The following is a 17,488-nucleotide window of genomic DNA, read 5'->3' as shown; positions in this document are numbered from 1 at the left end:
CTTGAAGCCGTGGTACGCGATGCGTAAGCTGGCCCCAAATTGTGTCGTGAGACACGTAAATCACGTGAGGAATATACATGACGCTGGTTGCAGGATTCGATTCATCCACCCAAAGCTGCAAGGTCCTTGTCACCGATCTTGATTCTGGTCAGATACTCCGGCAAGGCTCGGCCCCTCATCCGCCAGGAACCGCCGTTGACCCGGTGAAATGGTGGAACGCGCTCCTTGCATCGGTCAAAGACGCCGGTGGGATTGAAGATGTCTCCGCCATTTCCGTTGGTGGTCAGCAACACGGCATGGTGGCTCTTGATGGGCAAGGCAACGTAGTGCGCGATGCGCTGATGTGGAACGATACGAGCTCGCATCCTCAAGTTGATAGCCTCACCGAAAAACTCGGCAAAGACGAATGGATTCGGCGCACCGGCCTTGCCCTGCTTACGTCGTTTACCATCACGAAGATCCGGTGGATGGCCGAAAATGAGCCAGAAAATGCACAACGCACCGAAGCAGTTGTGTTGCCGCATGATTATCTGACTTGGCGGTTAACAGGTGGTGGCCCCGGCAATTTCAGGGCCGAGGATCTCAGCACCGATAGGTCCGATGCCTCGGGAACTGCTTATTGGTCTGGTGCTACGGAAGACTACTGCACTGATCTGTTCGAGATGGCTCTTGGGCATTCCGCGCAACTACCACGCGTTCTAGGGCCCACGGATATTGCTGGTCACACCGCGGCGGGACTTCCCGGAATACCAGAGGGCATCCCGATTGGTGTTGGCGGCGGGGATAATGCGCTAGCTGCCCTTGGCCTTGGCCTAGAAATCGGTGACGTTGGGTTATCTCTTGGAACCTCTGGAACTGTGTTCGCGCCAGCTCCTGACCCGATTCACGATCCCTCGGGCGTGATCTCGGGGTTCGCCGACGCCACGGGGAAACACCTGCCCCTTGCCGCAACCCTTAATGCTGCCCGTGACATGGATGTGGTAGCTAGCCTGCTGGGTGTTACTCATGATCAGCTTGCCGAAATGGCCACTACGGTAGCCCCGGGAAGTGACGGTCTTACCCTCCTGCCATACTTCGAGGGGGAACGCACCCCGGCATTGCCGCAAGCTCGTGCTTCTTTGCTGGGGATGTCTCTGTCCAACACCTCACCGGCCCATCTAGCACGGGCAACGATTGAAGGAATGCTGTGTTCTCAGGTTGCCATGCTTGATGCGCTCATTGATCTGGATGTTCCGGTCAATAAGGTATTTCTCATTGGCGGTGCTGCTAAATCTGCGGGCGTGGCGCAGATTCTTCCCCAGATTGTTTCGCTTCCCATCTGCCTGCCTGAGTCGGGCGAATATGTTGCTCTGGGTGCCGCCAAGCAGGCTGTTGCAACGCTTACGGGAGATTTCCCCGGGTGGCGCCCCGAGAGCGCCGATTTACCGCAGGCAGAGCATCATCCCATCATCATGGACCAGCACCTCGCTGGGAGAGCATCTATCTATGGCGTATAAGCCCAGCCTTTGTCAGTGCCACGCCACAACGCTAGAATATAGCGATGCCAACAGATAAAGGTCCGATCGTGATCCTCGCTCTCAACGGCTGGGCAGATGCCGGAGCGTCCGGGAGCGGACTCGCCGAGTACCTCATCGATCATTACGAAGGCGAAGAGATCCTCCGCATCGATGATGAACGGTACTTCAACTTCCAAGATGTCCGCCCCATTCAACGTATGCGCGCCGAAGGCATGTCCATCGATTGGCCGGCCGTCATCCTTCACCGGCTCCATCTTCCCGGTCAGGACGTCATTCTGGGGTACGGGAGTGAACCCAGCCTGTACTGGCGCACCTTTATCAGCGAGTTTCAAGCGAGCGTGAAGGGGCTAGAACCCAGCGTGGTGGTCACGCTCGGCGCCCAACTGGTGGATATCCCTCATACTCGGCCGTTCCCTTGGGGTGTTTACAGCACGGATCCACAGCTCGTGGCAGACCACCCGCAGATCGAGCCGCTCGAATACAACGGACCCACCAGCGCCCTTGCAGTTCTTTGCGCGGAGCTGGACGCCCAGCACATTCCAACCGCTCAGGCGTGGGTATCGGTACCCCATTATGTTGCTGATCCCCCGAACCCCAAGGCCCAGCTAGCGCTCTTGGAGGCGCTGCGCGATTGCTTCGGGCTGGAACTGGAATCGGACGGCCTGCCGGATGCTTCTCAGACTTGGGAGGAGCAGATCACCCAGCTCACGGGGCAATCGCCTGAAATTGGAACCTATGTGAATCAGCTTGAAACCGCTTTTGACGATGAGGCGGAGCAGGAATCCAATTCTGGCCAAGTGGTTGAAGAGATCGAAAAGTTCCTCCGAGACCTCGGAGAGGATCGGGATTAGTTCGCGAAAGCAGCCATGCCCTCATCGTTGACGATGCAGTGAAGAGCTGCTTCATCAACCAAGGTGAGCGAATCAATCTGCGCCATGCCATCAATGGTGGGTGCGGCGGCTGAAAACGGCACATACACCGCGTGAGTTCCGGCAGCAATGGCCGCCTCCATGCCGGGCACAGAATCCTCGAACGTCACGCAAAATTCGGGTGCGACCCCCAGCACTGCGGCACCTCGCAGGTAACCCTCGGGATGCGGCTTCGGATGGGTCACCATATCGCCACTAATATGCCCGGTGAGCGTTCCAGCCGGTGCAGCATGCGCGATAGTGCTAGTAAAGCTCTCATAAGAGGAACTCACCAGCGCCGATGGAATGCCCAAACGAGCCGTTAACTCGAGAAGCTCATATGCTCCCGGACGCCACTTGATGGGTTCCGAGGAGGCAATCTGGGCGATGGTAGCCGCCAGCTCGTCGCGCAGCGCTTCGGGCGTCACCGCGAGCCTTCCCTGCTCCACGACATACTCGCAGCATTCGAGGAGCGAGGCCCCGATCCATTCAGTGGATTGTTCGGGAGTCCAGCGGAACCCTAAGCGATCAAACACGCGAGTTTCGGCCGCGTACCACCAAGCATCGGAATCGATGAGAGTTCCGTCCATGTCAAAAAGCACGGCGCCGGGAAGGACGAGGTTCTGGGCACTCATACCGGTCATCCTAGAAGACGGATAGCAGCCCCGCACCAAGAAGTGCCACCACGGTGATGGCCAACAAGATGCGGTAGATGACGAATGGCAGGTAGGAGTACGTGGAAACGATCTTCAGGAACCAAACGATCACCGCGTAGCCCACTACGAACGAGATGATGGTTGCCACGGCGGTGGGACCAAATTCGAGGGTGCCCTGTCCGCTAGACTTCGCCAATTGGAAGAATCCCGAGGCGATGACGGCCGGGACCGCAAGTAGGAAGGACATCCGAGCCGCGGCCTCACGGGTGTAGCCCAGAAGCAAGCCTACAGTGATAGTTCCGCCCGAACGCGACACACCTGGAATGAGTGCAAGTGCCTGCCCAAAGCCCAGAAGGATTCCATCTCTGATGTTGATGTCATCGAGCGTCTTAGTCTTCTTCGCGTATCGATCCGCAAATCCTAGGATAAGCGCGAAAAATGCCAACACGAACGCGACGATGTAGAGGTTCCGCAAGCTTGTTTCGATGGTATCGGCGAAGAAGAAGCCCAAGATGCCAATGGGCAGCGTGCCCGCAATAACAACCCATCCCATGCGAACATCCGGATCTTTCTGGGAGACGGGGTTCGACCACTTGAACCAAGGAATCGCCCGGAACCACTTTGAGATGATCCGCACGATGTCATGCCAGAAGTACACGAGGACTGCGGCCTCGGTACCGAGCTGAATGATGGCCGTGAAGGCCGCCCCAGGATCGCCCCAGCCAAAAAGATCCCCGAAGATGCGAATGTGCGCTGAGGAGGAGATCGGAAGGAACTCGGTGACGCCCTGAATGACGCCAAGAATTATTGCTTCGAGAATACCCACGGCGGTCAGCATAGCCGCCCACGCTGTGCTGCACAGTCTCCTAGTGCATTAGGCTTAGTGTTTATGAGGGAACGCACAGTCGGCCAGAGTGGCTTGGTGGTTGGAGAAGTTGGGCTCGGAACGCTCACGTGGGGCCGCGATACGGACGAAACTCAGGCCATCGCACAGCTCAGGATCCTGTTGGAAGAAGGCGGCAACCTGATCGATACCTCGCCCGCCTTCGGTGCGGGTGCCGCCGAGTCCCTCGTTGGCACACTGCTATCCGGGAAGTTCACCCGCGAGGATGTCGTGCTCTGTACCAAAGCGGGATTCACCGCGAATGGCTCACGCTCCCGATTCGGTGCTGGCCGTGGCGCGATCTTTGATTCTGTCGAGGCGTCCCTAGAGCGAATGAAGACCACCTATATCGATGTCCTCATGGTTGCTGCTCCGGATCCCCTTGCCCCTAACGCTGAGACGGCAGAGGCCCTCGCCGCACTCGTGACCAACGGAACCGTCCGGTATATCGGCCTCATGGGGTATCCGGCTTGGCGCGCAGCCGCCGTTCAACAGCTTCTTATCGAACGCCACCTGCCCATTCTCACGGCCATCGAAACCGAGTATTCTCTGCTCGCCAGAGACTGCGAAGAAGAAATCATCCCAATGTCGCAGCACATGGGTATGGGCATTTTCGCTGCTTCTCCCCTGGGCCGTGGCGTGCTCACAGGAAAGTACCGACGGACCATCCCACCCACATCACGAGCTGCCTCTGAGCACCTCGCTGCCTTCGTGGATCCCTATCTGCTTCCCAGCCCACGGCGCATCGTAGAGGCCGTTGCCACCGCGGCGGACGGGCTTGGGACGTCTGCAGCCGGGATTTCTCTCTCGTGGCTGCTCGGCCAACCCGGCGTGAGTGCAGCTATCACGGGCGCCCGGACGGCTCATCAGCTAAAGCACGTGCTCAACGAAACGATTGAGGTACCCGAGGCAATCGACGCCGTGCTGGCCGAAGTGACCGAACGCGCCTCCTGACTAGCTCAACGGTTGTCGAGATCATCCTCGTCAATATCGATGATGTCGTCATCATTGTCGAGGGGTGAATCGTCGTCGTCAAAATCGTCAAAATCGTCGTCGCCATCAAACGGATCGTCCTCAACATCGGAATAAACATCCAACGGAAGCTCAACATCGTAGTGAGTGAACATGACATCGTCATACACGGTATACGCGTCGGCTAGCCGGTCAGAGGCTTCAATCATGCTGGGAGTATCCGGATCCTGAGCGCTCAACGCAGCCTGATGGAACGCCTCGAGAGCACCGATGAGACTGTCTAGAGCTGAACGCGGGTCAATAGCCATGGATCAAGATTAGCGCGGACCTTCCACGCATTCCACCGCCTTGGAGGAGACCGCGGCTAACTCAAGCGACGCCGGCGAAGGAGAGCGCCCGTATCAACGGACCGTCCTCGCAACTCCTCGAAGCCGATCAGAGGATTACGCGAGTTTCCACGCGAGAGGATACACGAGCGCATCTTCAATCCAGCCGCCCGGTTAAGCCCGCCATCTCCTGCCTGGGACCCCTTCGTTTGGAACCAATCGACAGTGTCCGCATCCAGAGCCTCGGACCACAGGTACGAGTAGTACCCGGCCGCGTAGCCGCTAGAGAAAATGTGGTTGAAGTATCCAGTACGGTACCGCGGTGGGATCCACTCGGACAGTACTCCGGCGCGTTGGAGCGCCTGCTGTTCGAATGCTTCCACCTCGTCAGCTTCGGGGACACTGTCACCCGTACCAAACCGATGCCAGGCCTGATCTAATAGCACGGCCTGGAGAATCTCCGACGTACTGAACCCCTCGGCGAAGCCGTCCGAGGCAGAGAGGCCCTCCCGCAGGCGCTGCGGCATCGGCTCGCCGGTCTGCCAGTGGAGCGCGTAATTGCTCAGGACCTCAGGGTGAGCCGCCCAGACCTCATTGACCTGCGAGGGGAATTCGACGAAGTCACGAGGAACGTTCGTGCCCGCCGCTGATGGCCATTCGACGTCCGTCAAGAGTGCGTGGAGGGCGTGGCCGAACTCGTGGAAGCAGGTGTTGACCTGATCCCACGTCAGCAGTGTTGGCTCTCCCGGTGCGGGTTTTGTGACGTTCAGGTTGTTAAAGACGATCGCGTATTCGTTGCCTTGGCCCGCCCGCAGTGAGATCTCGTGCATCCAAGCACCTCCCCGCTTGCCTTCGCGCGCGTAGTAATCACCAAGGAACACGCCTAGGACCGTCCCATCCTCCTCTCGCACTTCCCACACACGCACGTCTTCCGCGTATCCCGCAAGGTCCGGCCGGGCTGCGAACTGAAGCCCGTACAGTCGGTTCGCTGCGTAAAACACACCGTCCTCAACCACATGCCATAGCTCCAAGTAGTTCGAGAGCTCAGAATTATCGATCGCGAATCGGGAGGCGCGCAGCGCTTCCTGGGCATAGAGCCAATCGGATGGGGCGAAAGTTCCGGCGGCCCCGGCACTGTCTGCATAGGACGGCTTGAGCTGCTGGGCCTCGTGTTCCACGTTCTTCTGGGTAGGCGCCACCATGGAATCGAGCAAGCTATCTACTGCCTCGCTTGAGCCAGCGGTGGATTGCGAAGCGACAAACTCCGCGTAGTTCTCAAACCCGAGCAGACCCGCCTGCTCGGCTCGCAGCCGCACCAGTTCCACGATGAGTTCGCGAGGATCGGTGGCCGCGTCGTGCCCATCGCACCGGCTTACTGACGCCTCGAAGATTCGCTGCCGGGTGTCCGGGTTGGCGAAGGATGAGGAAATGAGCTGTTGGGAAGGCAGAGTGAGGTTGAGCAGGTAAGGGGCGCCGGCCGCGCGCTGTGGGTTGGTGGCGGCGTTTGCTGCTAGCCCTGCTCGTTCGGCCTCACTCAGCCCGGCCGTCTCCTCCTCGCTAAGCCTGAGGGCACCATCTTGTCCTGCCTTGACAATTATCTGGCCGATCGAACTGGCCAGTTCGGCCATGCGGCCGTTGAGCGCCCGCAGGCGAGCTTGATCATCGGCTTCCAGCTGGGCCCCATGTGCCCGAAACTGCTTCAGATGCTCCGCCACACACCACATGGTTTGGCTGTCGAGATCGTGTGTGCCAAGCGCCTGGAACCTTCCGAAGAGCTGCCTATCAAGGTAGATGTCATCATCATGGGTAGCAAGTAGCGGGGTTATTTCAGTTTCCACAGCTTCCCACTTCGGGCCACCTACCGATTCGATGAACGTCCAGGCAATGGTGATCGGTCGCTGCAAGGCCAGCGCTCCGCGCTCAAACGGAGCTAGCGTGTTCTCAACCGTCGGCGCAGCCTTCTGGGATGTTATGTTCGCAATCAGGGAGCGGTGCTGTGCGATCGCCTCACGGATCTGGGCCACGCTGCCCTCCGGAGTAATAGTGGCGAATTCTGGTAAACCGTACGCTTCATAAGTCATTGAGTAATCCTATCGCTCCTGAGCCTTTAGTCCGGGTCCGCTTGGCGTTCCGCAGGCTAGATAACAATCTGTTACCTAACTAACGCAAGATCAGATGACGAGAGGTGGAGCGATAGTGTACGTTGGGTAACGTCCGATAACGATTCGATAACAGGCACACGGCCTCAGGGCCTTTCCTTCACGCAATACCGGGAAGGCCAAGGAGATAAGTATGAAGGTTTCGTCCAAGCAGATCATTGCTCCAGGAGTTTCTGGCTTAGTAGTTGGAGCGATGCTCGGCGGGTTGGTTCCCGCCGCTCAGGCCGACGACGACGCGGCAGCCAATCAAACAGCCGCCTTCACTGCAGCGCATGCGACACCTGAGGTCACTGCTACGAAGGCAGTCACGGCCACTGAGAAGATCGAGAAGGCCGACAAGGTCAGCTTCGAGACACTCGATGCCACCGTTACGGTCACTGAGCCGGAACCTGAGCCCGTTGTTGAAGAAGCGCAGGCCGAAACAGCAGCCGCCACGGACACGGCCGCCACGGACACGACAGCTTCCGATTCTGAGTCAGCGGCCACCGAGTCCGAGACAGCCACCGCAGCTCCCTCCACCGCCGGCGGGGTTGTAGGTATTGCCCGTCAATACGTTGGAGCACCCTACGTGTGGGGCGCAGCGGGCCCCACCGCATTCGACTGCTCCGGTTTTACCAGCTATGTTTACGCCCAGATGGGCATCAACCTTCCCCGGTCTTCGGGAGCCCAGCAATCGGCAGGCACACCCGTCAGCGCTTCGGAAGCCCAGCCCGGCGATCTCGTGTGGTGGCCCGGTCACGTCGGCATCTACACCGGCAACGGGAACCACATCGCAGCACGCAACCCCAGCACTGGCGTGCAAGAGGGTCCGGTCTACGGCAGCCCCACCTACATCCGAGTTGGCTAGTTAGTAGCTCTTCAGGCTTAAAGCCTCACCCCCGATCATGATGTTTATGATCGGGGGTTTTATAATGCGGTTGCTGTAGATTTGCGCCACAGAATAGGCCCCGACCTAGGTGGAAACTCTTGATTCACCACCCAGTACGGGGCCCATGCCAAGGACCGCCTCTTTACCTAATGTTGTTCCTGAAAACGGAGGAACTCTAGGTGGCGTTCGTACTGATCCATAACATCGTCCACAATCTGTTCATAGTTGTAGCCCATGATGTCGTAGCCATTTCCGGCGGCGCCAAGGTAAACCTCTAGGCGCATGTACTGATCCTCGGCGGATGAAATCCTGCCGCCATACGTGGGCAGCGGAGTTAGGGTCCGCCACACCTGATATCGGAACGGTTGATCTTCCCCATCTTGGGCGCACAGCTCTATGTACTTATTGCCCAGTTCGTCCTCACACCATTCAACAGAGGAGGCAATGCCGCGCCTCTCCATTTCGGCCGCCACTTCGTGCAGCGTTGGCTCGAGAACCTTCTGCTCGAAACGCAGAGACTCCTTTACGGTTGGGAATGAAAGCGCCCGAGAAAGCCGCTGCTTCCATTCATGCCTGCTGCGCGGCGGACCGCTCACACGCCCGGACAGGGCCAGCGCAAGCGATTGGTTATCCGCCTCCTCCTGATATCTCTCGATCCGTAGCGCACGGTACAGTCCGATCATGACCAGCACCATGACTATGGCAAACGGTAATCCCATGATCACTGTCGCGTTTTGCAGCGCACCGATACCGCCAACCAGCAGCATCGCTATCGTCAGAGCGCCGGTCACGAAGGCCCAGAAAATGCGGAGGGCCGGACGGCCATCATGCTGCGGAGTGGGAAGTTTGGAGGTCAGGTTGGCCATCACTAGGGCCGCCGAATCCGCAGAGGTGACGTAGAAGAGGACAGCAGTAAACGTGGCTAAACCGATGATAAATGTTGCGGCCGGATACTCCTGAAGGAGACTATAGAAACCACCCTCCGGATCCAAGACTGTGTCTGCTCCGAATTGTTCGTTCCCGCCTCGAATCAGGTCCAACGCTGCATTTCCATAGATGGAGATCCACATGAGGATGTAGATGAGGGGAATCGCGAGTGTTCCACCAACAAACTCTCGGATGGTGCGGCCTCGGGAAATCCGAGCGAGGAAGAGCCCCACAAAGGAGGACCAAGCTACCCACCATGCCCAGAAGAACAACGTCCAATCGGACATCCACGTACCGGTATCTTCAAAAGCAAAGGTTTGGAGCACCATGTCGGGGAACAGCCGGAAGAAGTCACCGATGTTGAGAACCAGGCCCTCCAACAAATACTGCGTTTTGCCGGTCACTAGAATCCAGAGGGCAAGGACCACAGCCAAAAGCACGTTGAGTTCGGACAGGCGCCGGATACCGCGGCCCACACCGGATACGGCGGAGAGAGTTGCAACAGCAACGCCTACCACCACTACGCCGATTTGGACGTAGATGTTCCTTGGGAGGCCAAAGAGGACTTCTAGGCCCACGTTGATCATGACAACGCCGATACCCAGCGCCGTAGCCACGCCGAACACGGTGCCGATAACGGCCGCTAGGTCAACGCCGTCCCCTAGTTTGCCTTCTACTCTCTTACCAAAGACGGGGCGTAGAGCGGATCGTACAGCTAGCGGCAGGCCTTTGCGATAGGCGAAATAGCCCATCGCCATTCCCATGAGGGCGTACATGCCCCATCCAGATAACCCGTAGTGGAACAGAGTCCACACGGTTCCCTGACGGGCGGCATCCACCGTTTCGGCGGCACCGCTAGGCGGTTCCAAATACTGGGTCACCGGCTCGGCCACGGAGAAGAACATGAGATCCGTTCCGATGCCAGCCGCAAACAACATCGTTGCCCATGTCATCGTATTGAACTCAGGTTTGGAGTGCGCGGGGCCCAGCTTGATGTTGCCGTAATTAGAGACCGCTAGGTAGATCACAAAAACCAGCACAGCGGCTGCCAACAGGATGTAGAACCATCCGAAGGAATTCGAAATCCACGTCACTGCGTTGGCCAGGACGGATCCAGCGTTTTCTGGCGCCAGAACTCCCCAGAGCGTGATCGCCATAATCCCGATAGCGGAGCCAATAAACACCACCCAGTTTATGGGAGCATGGTATCCCTCTCCGGGTTGGGTATCGTCCTGAGGTTCGAGGATTTCGCGAGTTTCTTCGGTCGCCGATTCATCTGTTTCTGGCGGTCGGTCCATGTACGCTTTCCTTTAGTTGTCAGCAATCGAAGGGCTGGGACGCACTGGCGTCCCAGCCCAATGTGAAGGCCGTTTAGCGGTGGCCGTGCACGGTTCCGGGCACGGCTTCGTTGTTCCGCGGATCGCCCTCAGGCCACAGCGGCGTATCGGTTCCGTGCTTGTAGTAGGGGGCGTCGACCGGGCCCAGCGGCGTGTTGCCTGCGATAAGATCCGCGGCCTTCTCCGCCACCATCATCGTGGGCGCGTAGATATTGCCGTTAGTTACGTAAGGCATGACGGAGGCGTCCACGGCGCGAAGTCCCTCCACTCCGTACACCTTCATGGAATTGGGATCCACAACGGCGTCCTCGCCCACGCCCATCTTCGCTGTACAGGAGGGGTGCAGGGCCGTCTCGGCATCCTTGGCCACCCAATCGATGATCTCTTGATCGGTCTGGACGGAGGAGCCTGGGGAGATTTCTCCATCGCTGAAGGGCTCGAAGGCTGGCTGCTCCAGAATCTCGCGAGCCTTGTGGATGATCTCCACCCACTCGCGACGGTCCTTCTCCGTAGAGAGGTAATTGAACTGGATAGCTGGATGCTCCGTGGGATCGGTTGACTTGATCTTCAGGGTGCCGCGCACATCCGAGTACATCGGGCCGATATGGACCTGATAGCCGTGCTCCGTGGGCGGGCGAGTGCCGTCGTAGCGAATAGCAATCGGCAGGAAGTGGAACATGAGGTTGGGGTAATCCACCTGATCGTTCGAACGGATGAAGCCACCGGCCTCAAAGTGGTTGGATGAACCCACGCCAGAACGGAGGAACAGCCATTCGGCGCCGATCCGCGGGTAGTGGCGTAGCTTGTACCAGTTACCAATCGATACCGGCTGCTTCGAAGCGTGCTGGAGGTAGACCTCCAAGTGATCCTGCATGTTCTTGCCCACTCCGGGCAGTTCAGAGATCGTGTTGATACCCAGCGGGGCAAGGTCCTTCGGATCACCGATGCCGGTGAGCTGGAGGAGCTGAGGCGTGTTGAAGGCGCCGCCACAGAGAATGACTTCGCCAGCGCTGACGGAGCGGTGCTGCTTACCCCCTCTTAGGTACTCCACGCCGGTCACCCTATTGCCCTGCGTGCGCAGGCCGGTCACGAGGCTGAGCGTGTGCACGGTCAAGTTCTTCCGGTTCATCACCGGATGTAGATACGCGCGGGCTGCGCTCCAGCGGCGGCTGTTCTTCACATTTGCATCGAAGGGGGCAAAACCTTCTTGGCGGTATCCGTTGACGTCATCAGTCAGCGGATAGCCGGCCTGCTGGACGGCCTCGAAGAAGGCGCCGAAGAGCGGGCTGCTGGCGGAGCCGCGCTCTAGGTTGAGCGGCCCGGAGCCTCCGCGCCACAGATCTGCTCCAGCTTGGCAAGTTTCCATTCGCTTGAAATATGGAAGGCAGTGGGCATAGTCCCAGTTCTCCATACCCGGATCACCTGCCCAACGTTCATAATCCAGCGCATTTCCGCGTTGGAAGATCATGCCGTTAATGCTGGACGATCCGCCTAGCACCTTGCCACGAGCGTGCTCTACTCGGCGCCCTCCCATGTAAGGCTCCGGCTCCGTTTCGTACTTCCAATCGTAGAGCGGGCTACCAATGGGAAAGGAGAGGGCCGCTGGCATGTGAACGAATGGATCGATCCGGAAGTCTGAGTGGCCCGCCTCCAGAACAAGCACCGAAGTCTCCGGATCGGCAGTGAGCCGATTTGCCAAGGCGGAGCCTGCTGAGCCTCCACCAACGATCACATAGTCATAGTTCTTCATTTTTCTGTTCCTCCCATGAGTTGCTGTCATTGCGGGCGAATGGTTGCTCCATGCGCCTTGGAATCGTGGATTTATCAGAAATTGCGCCGCCAGACATACTCTGACGCCGTGAATCTCACTTGCTGCCAAACCATCCTTGTGGGGCAGGGCGTGTGTTATGCCAAATATGCTTGGTTTCGCGGTACTCGTCTAATCCTTCGAGCCCCAGTTCCCGGCCCACACCGCTCTGCTTGAATCCTCCCCACTCTGCTTGAGGCACGTAGGGGCCGTAATCATTAATCCAGATAGTGCCGTGGCGCAGGCCTGCAGCTACGCGCTGTGCGCGGCCAGCGTCGCTGGTCCACACTGCCCCAGAAAGCCCATAAATCGTGTCATTGCCCAGAGCAATCGCGTTCTTTTCCGCCTCGTCGCGGCTATAGCCGGAGAAGGTCTCCACGGTGAGCACCGGGCCGAAGGATTCATCTTGAACGCATCGCATATCAGAGGTGCAGTGGTCCAGAATTGTGGGGAGATAGAAGTAACCGTCGGTGAACTGTTCGTCCGTGGGCCGGCCGCCGCCTACCCGCAGTTCCGCTCCTTCCTCCAAAGCGTTCTCAACGTACTTTTCCACCTTTTCACGGTGTGCCGCGCTGATAAGCGGACCCGTTTCCGCGGATTCATCAAAGGGGCCACCCAGCCTGATGGCACCGGCGCGGCGAACCAGTTCGTCTACGAATTCGTCGTGAATCGACTCCTCCACGATCAGCCGGGCGCCTGCAGAGCACACCTGACCGGAATCGAGGAAGATTCCGGTAGCCGCCATATCCACGGCCGCATCGAAATCCGCATCCGCGAACACAACATTGGGGTTCTTACCGCCCAGCTCCAAGGCAACCTTCTTGACCGTTGCTGCACTCGATGCCGCGATGCCGCGGCCGGTCACAAGCCCGCCGGTAAAGGAGACCATATCGACATCTGGGGACTCAGTAAGAACCGGGCCAACAACGCCGCCGTCTCCCAAGATCAAGTTGCCGACGCCAGCGGGTAGACCCAGCTCATCAAGTGCTGCCATCAGCCAGATGGCCGTGGAGGGAGTGAGCTCGCTTGGCTTCAAAATGAACGTGTTACCTGCCGCCAGTGCCGGGGCCACCTTCCACGACGTTTGAAGGAGCGGGAAGTTCCACGGCGTAATGAGCGCGCAGACGCCCAGAGGCTCGTGGACAATCTTGCTCACCACGTCTTCTTGGCCCGTATCCACTATTCGTCCGGCATCGCCATCGGCCACAGTGGAGTAGAAACGGAACACACCAATCACATCATTGATGTCGATGCGCGCTTCGACCATTCGTTTGCCCGTATCGAGTGCCTCGAGCCGGGCAACCTCCTCGATTTCCGCTTCCATCTTGTCGGCAAGCTCAGCCAACATCCGGCCCCGTGACACAGCCGGTGTGGCTCGCCACTGCCCTCGCTCAAATGCCCGCTTCGCAGCCTCTATGGCCTCTTGGGCGTCCTGAACAGTTGCTTCACTTACTTCGATCACATTGCTGACGTCCGCAGGGCAGCGAATCTCACGTGTTCCACCATCGTGGGCCGCTCGCCACTGACCGTCAATAAATAACTCTGGCACCCGTTCACCCTTTTCCAGATTTAGTATTAGACCTAGTTAAACGAAACTTACACTGTGGCGTCAATTATACGTGCGTGCCATAATGGCGGATACGAAAGTGCGTAGGTAGTGGGATTAAGGCGCCTCAACACCTGTTAAGCTGCGTCATTGCAGGTATTACTCGAGAGACCTTCCGACAGTCCTTTGACGCGAAATTACGGAAGTCCATACCTTCTACATCTCACGATACGGACTGTTTTATGCGCCTGCTTAAATGAAAATACAGAGCACCAACCGCCCAGCATAAAGGGGATATAGGCCCATACGTGGTGTTTATAATTGGAGTTTTGGTTGTTAGGGCGCCGGAAAGTCGTAGTCTTTATGGTGGGCAGACCATAATACGGGTGGGTCGTTGACAAATGGACTGATGTGGGCTGCTTTTCTAGTTGCTCGTGAGAAAACGATCCACGCGGGCCCGCCGGTGTCCGATCTGTCAGGAACCAATGATCAAATCAGGCAAGAGTGCTGCGGGTTCTCAACGCTGGAAATGCACCGCTTGTAGTGTCAGTAGCACAGCCCCACGCACGGACCAATCCACCCTAGCCACCTTCACCAGCTTCCTGACCTACCTGCTCGGCAAGCTCTCTCAGGCCGAGATCTCCGGCAACACTGGGAGAGGATTACGACGTCGCTTGGCCTGGTGCTGGCAGGTCCCCACCCCTGCTATTGAGATTACTGGCGAGGTCTATGACCAGTTGTTCATTGATGGGATCTACCTGCCCTACAACTGGTGCCTGCTCGTTGCCCATAACGGGGAACATGTCCTCGCCCGCCAGTGGTGCCACCAGGAGAATAGCGCGGCCTACACCGCCCTGCTCGCAAAGATTCCACCCCCAGACCTAGTGACCACGGACGGACACGGTGGAGCTCTCAAAGCATTAAAACAGCTCTGGCCCGAGGTGGCGGTCCAACGCTGTCTGGTCCATGTCCATCGCAACAATCTGTCCGACCTGACCAAGCGTCCGAAAACAGATGCTGGTAAAGCATTGCTGGCACTATCACGGCGTTTGCTGAAAGTCACCAGCAAGGAAGAAGCCGCCACGTGGGTCAAACTCTTGATCGAGATCAACACCGAATACGACACCTATTTCAAAGAACGCACTTGGGCGAAGGACGTCCCGGCCTCCCAGCGGCGCGGGAACCAAACATGGTGGTACACCCACGAACGCGACAGGCGCGTTTATCGCCGGCTAGCATCCCTACACGGCAAGGACCACTTGTTCGCTTTCCTTGAATTCGACCCGCCCAGAGAGCGGACCACGAACCCGTTAGAATCCTTCAACAATTGTCTGCGCCTGGTTGTGCTCTACCACCGAGGCCTGTCCGAGGCCCACATGATCGCCGCGATCGACTGGTACTGCTACACCCACAGCCAATTCGTCCAGACCACCCGCCAGATCCTCACCGAGTGGGAGAAAACCGGAAGACCCTCCCGGCGAATCATCCCCAAAACCAAACACACCAAGCCCACACCTGATGGTCCTGAACACTACGGCACAGCCATCACCAACGAAGAAGGCCTCTGGGCCCGCAAAGGCTGGGCCGGACGCTCCAAATAAACCCCACAACACGCCGCTAAAACACCACGTATTGGCCTATAACCCGCATAAAGGGCGTGAACATAGCATCCACACCAGCCCCTATGAGCTACTCATGTGACAATAGAAAAAGGTGCATCCACATGCTTTTACAGCACATGGATGCACCCATTATATCGTGCGCGGAGGGGGACTTGAACCCCCACCCTCTAATACGAGGACTAGCACCTCAAGCTAGCGCGTCTGCCTATTCCGCCACCCGCGCAGGTGACTTGTTTCCGGGTTATCTCCCCGAGCAACGGATAAAACTTTAGCATGCAGTTCGAGTTGCCGACAAAACGAAAGACCTCTTTTTGGGGTGAGCTGCGTCGCCTTTGACGAGCGACGCAGCTCACTGGGCTTCCCTTTAAGAATTGCATGAGGTCATTGCTTGCTAAGCTCCGTCGTCGTCCTAAACTCCACTGGTTTCGTACGTATCGATCCCACCCGGGTGCCCCTCCATGAAGGTATCAATTTCTTGTTTGTTCGCACGCAAATGAGGATCGTTATCCAGGTAGTACTTGGTCTCGCGCGCGATCAGCCCGGACATGACGATGAGCCCAATGAGGTTGGGGATAGCCATCAAGCCGTTAAGGATGTCCGCAACGTTCCACACAACGGAAAGAGACGTGGTGGCGCCAACGAAGACAATCAGACTGAAAAGCACCCGGTACGGCAGCACCCACTTCACACCTACGAGGCGTTCCACGTTACGCTCACCGTAGTAGCACCAGCCCAAAATTGTGGAGAACGCGAACATCGCAAGGCAGAGCGTGACGATGATACTCCCCCACTGGCCGGGCAAACTTGTGTCAAAGGCGGTTCCGGTAAGCGTGCCCGCACTGTCACTATCCGCACCATTCCACACACCGGTGGTGACGATCGCGATGCCCGTACACGTCACCACGATCATGGTGTCGATGAAGGTTTGAGTCATCGAGACGAGGCCCTGGCGCACCGGGTGGGTGGTCTTTGCGGCGGCGGCAGCGATCGCAGCCGATCCCATGCCAGATTCGTTCGAGAAGATGCCGCGTGCCATGCCAAACCGGATTACGGTACCGAGTGCGCCACCGGCAACCGCTTGGCCGGTAAAGGCATCCGAGAAGATGAGGCCGAAAGCGGGAAGAATATCGCCAACATTCAGTACCAAGAGGACGATGGTGGCAACCACGTAGACGAGGATCATGAAGGGAACAAACCGCTCCGTGACCCGTCCGATTGACTTAATTCCGCCAACAAGGACGAGAAGCGCGAGGATAGCGAGCACGCCACCGGTAACCCACGTGGGAATATTGAATGTTCCCTCCATATTCGCGGAGATCGAGTTCGCCTGCGTCATGTTGCCGATACCGAAGGATGCGAGGACAGCAAAAACGGAGAAGGTTAGGGCTAGGATCTTGCCTCCCGCACCTTTAATACCGCGCTGCAGGTAGTACTGCGGGCCTCCACTGATCTCGCCTTTGTCATCACGGGTACGGTAGCGCACCGCAAGGAACGCTTCAGAATACTTCGAGGCCATACCGAAGAATCCGGAGACCCACATCCAGAAGATAGCTCCGGGCCCGCCCATCAGCACGGCAGTAGCCACGCCCACGATATTTCCGGTACCCACCGTGGCTGCCAGCGCTGTAGTCAGCGCTTGGAACTGACTAACATCTCCCCCTTCGGCATCTTTGTCCTGACGCTCAAACAACCCGAGCCGCAGTGCTGGAATGAGCTTCGTGATCTGAATGCCACGCAGCCGCCACGTCAGGATCACGCCGGTCACAAACAGAAGGGGAATGAGGCACCATGGCCCCCAGACCCACCCCGATATCGTCTCGAGAACAGAATTAAAGCTATCCATGAGGTCACCTTTCGCCGGACGGTCATGGTTCCGATTGGCGTTAGTGTTGCAGAGTTATGTGTCCGGCATGTTGCGTAGCTAGATAGCGGGACGGAGCAGGCAAATCTGTTGAGCGGT

Annotated in this window: 13 protein-coding genes and 1 tRNA gene; 5 read left to right on the top strand and 9 right to left on the bottom strand. The window is 58.0% G+C overall.

The window, feature by feature from the left end:
• Nucleotides 1-77 precede the first annotated feature (77 nt).
• A complete protein-coding gene (gene xylB / locus DD236_RS05290; RefSeq protein WP_109093350.1) occupies nt 78-1,496 on the top strand; it encodes a xylulokinase in 1,419 nt (472 codons plus the stop codon).
• Nucleotides 1,497-1,540: 44 nt separating this feature from the next.
• The gene (locus tag DD236_RS05285; protein ID WP_109093349.1) at nt 1,541-2,368 is read left to right on the top strand and encodes a proteasome assembly chaperone family protein; all 828 of its coding nucleotides are present in this window, start codon (nt 1,541-1,543) and stop codon (nt 2,366-2,368) included.
• Here DD236_RS05285 and DD236_RS05280 read toward each other — a convergent pair.
• A complete protein-coding gene (locus DD236_RS05280; protein ID WP_165819832.1) occupies nt 2,365-3,060 on the bottom strand; it encodes an HAD family hydrolase in 696 nt (231 codons plus the stop codon). The two genes, DD236_RS05285 and DD236_RS05280, sit on opposite strands and share 4 nt — an antisense overlap.
• A gap of 10 nt (nt 3,061-3,070) precedes the next feature.
• Nucleotides 3,071-3,907, bottom strand: coding sequence for an undecaprenyl-diphosphate phosphatase (locus DD236_RS05275; protein ID WP_109093387.1), 837 nt, complete (start codon nt 3,905-3,907; stop codon nt 3,071-3,073).
• A gap of 63 nt (nt 3,908-3,970) precedes the next feature.
• On the opposite strand from DD236_RS05275, the gene DD236_RS05270 reads away from it, so the two are divergent.
• Nucleotides 3,971-4,918 carry an aldo/keto reductase gene (locus DD236_RS05270; protein WP_109093347.1) on the top strand — a complete coding sequence of 316 codons (948 nt, stop codon included), beginning with the start codon at nt 3,971-3,973 and terminating at the stop codon, nt 4,916-4,918.
• Between the two features lie 5 nt (nt 4,919-4,923).
• Here the strand turns inward: DD236_RS05270 and DD236_RS05265 are convergent, their stop codons facing one another.
• A complete protein-coding gene (locus DD236_RS05265) occupies nt 4,924-5,244 on the bottom strand; it encodes a hypothetical protein (RefSeq protein ID WP_109093346.1) in 321 nt (106 codons plus the stop codon).
• Nucleotides 5,245-5,300: 56 nt separating this feature from the next.
• Nucleotides 5,301-7,343, bottom strand: a complete 2,043-nt coding sequence (locus DD236_RS05260; protein WP_109093345.1) for a M3 family metallopeptidase — start codon at nt 7,341-7,343, stop codon at nt 5,301-5,303.
• Between the two features lie 211 nt (nt 7,344-7,554).
• Here DD236_RS05260 and DD236_RS05255 point away from each other — a divergent pair, with 211 nt between their 5' ends.
• Complete coding sequence (locus tag DD236_RS05255; protein ID WP_109093344.1) at nt 7,555-8,268, top strand: C40 family peptidase; 714 nt, start codon at nt 7,555-7,557, stop codon at nt 8,266-8,268.
• Nucleotides 8,269-8,435: 167 nt separating this feature from the next.
• On the opposite strand, the gene betT is transcribed toward DD236_RS05255, so the two are convergent.
• From betT to DD236_RS05240, 3 genes are all read right to left on the bottom strand, one after another.
• Nucleotides 8,436-10,514 (bottom strand): choline BCCT transporter BetT, encoded by a 2,079-nt coding sequence (gene betT, locus DD236_RS05250; RefSeq protein ID WP_109093343.1) that lies wholly within the window; start codon nt 10,512-10,514, stop codon nt 8,436-8,438.
• Between the two features lie 73 nt (nt 10,515-10,587).
• Entirely contained in the window at nt 10,588-12,303 is a 1,716-nt protein-coding gene (gene betA / locus DD236_RS05245) for a choline dehydrogenase (protein WP_109093342.1), read from the bottom strand.
• Between the two features lie 115 nt (nt 12,304-12,418).
• Nucleotides 12,419-13,909, bottom strand: a complete 1,491-nt coding sequence (locus DD236_RS05240) for an aldehyde dehydrogenase family protein (RefSeq protein WP_109093341.1) — start codon at nt 13,907-13,909, stop codon at nt 12,419-12,421.
• Nucleotides 13,910-14,340: 431 nt separating this feature from the next.
• Between DD236_RS05240 and DD236_RS05235 the strand changes: the two genes are divergently transcribed.
• Nucleotides 14,341-15,507, top strand: coding sequence for an IS1249 family transposase (locus DD236_RS05235; protein ID WP_279322695.1), 1,167 nt, complete (start codon nt 14,341-14,343; stop codon nt 15,505-15,507).
• A 158-nt stretch (nt 15,508-15,665) separates the two neighbouring features.
• Here DD236_RS05235 and DD236_RS05230 read toward each other — a convergent pair.
• A tRNA-Leu gene (locus tag DD236_RS05230) sits at nt 15,666-15,751 on the bottom strand.
• A 186-nt stretch (nt 15,752-15,937) separates the two neighbouring features.
• The gene (locus DD236_RS05225; protein WP_109093339.1) at nt 15,938-17,371 is read right to left on the bottom strand and encodes an alanine/glycine:cation symporter family protein; all 1,434 of its coding nucleotides are present in this window, start codon (nt 17,369-17,371) and stop codon (nt 15,938-15,940) included.
• Nucleotides 17,372-17,488 lie beyond the last annotated feature (117 nt).

The sequence above is a fragment of the Ancrocorticia populi genome, assembly GCF_003123745.1.
Classification (GTDB): Bacteria; Actinomycetota; Actinomycetes; order Actinomycetales; family Actinomycetaceae; genus Ancrocorticia; species Ancrocorticia populi.
Note: the sequence above shows the minus strand (reverse complement) of the source record. Positions and strands in the feature narration are given on the sequence as shown.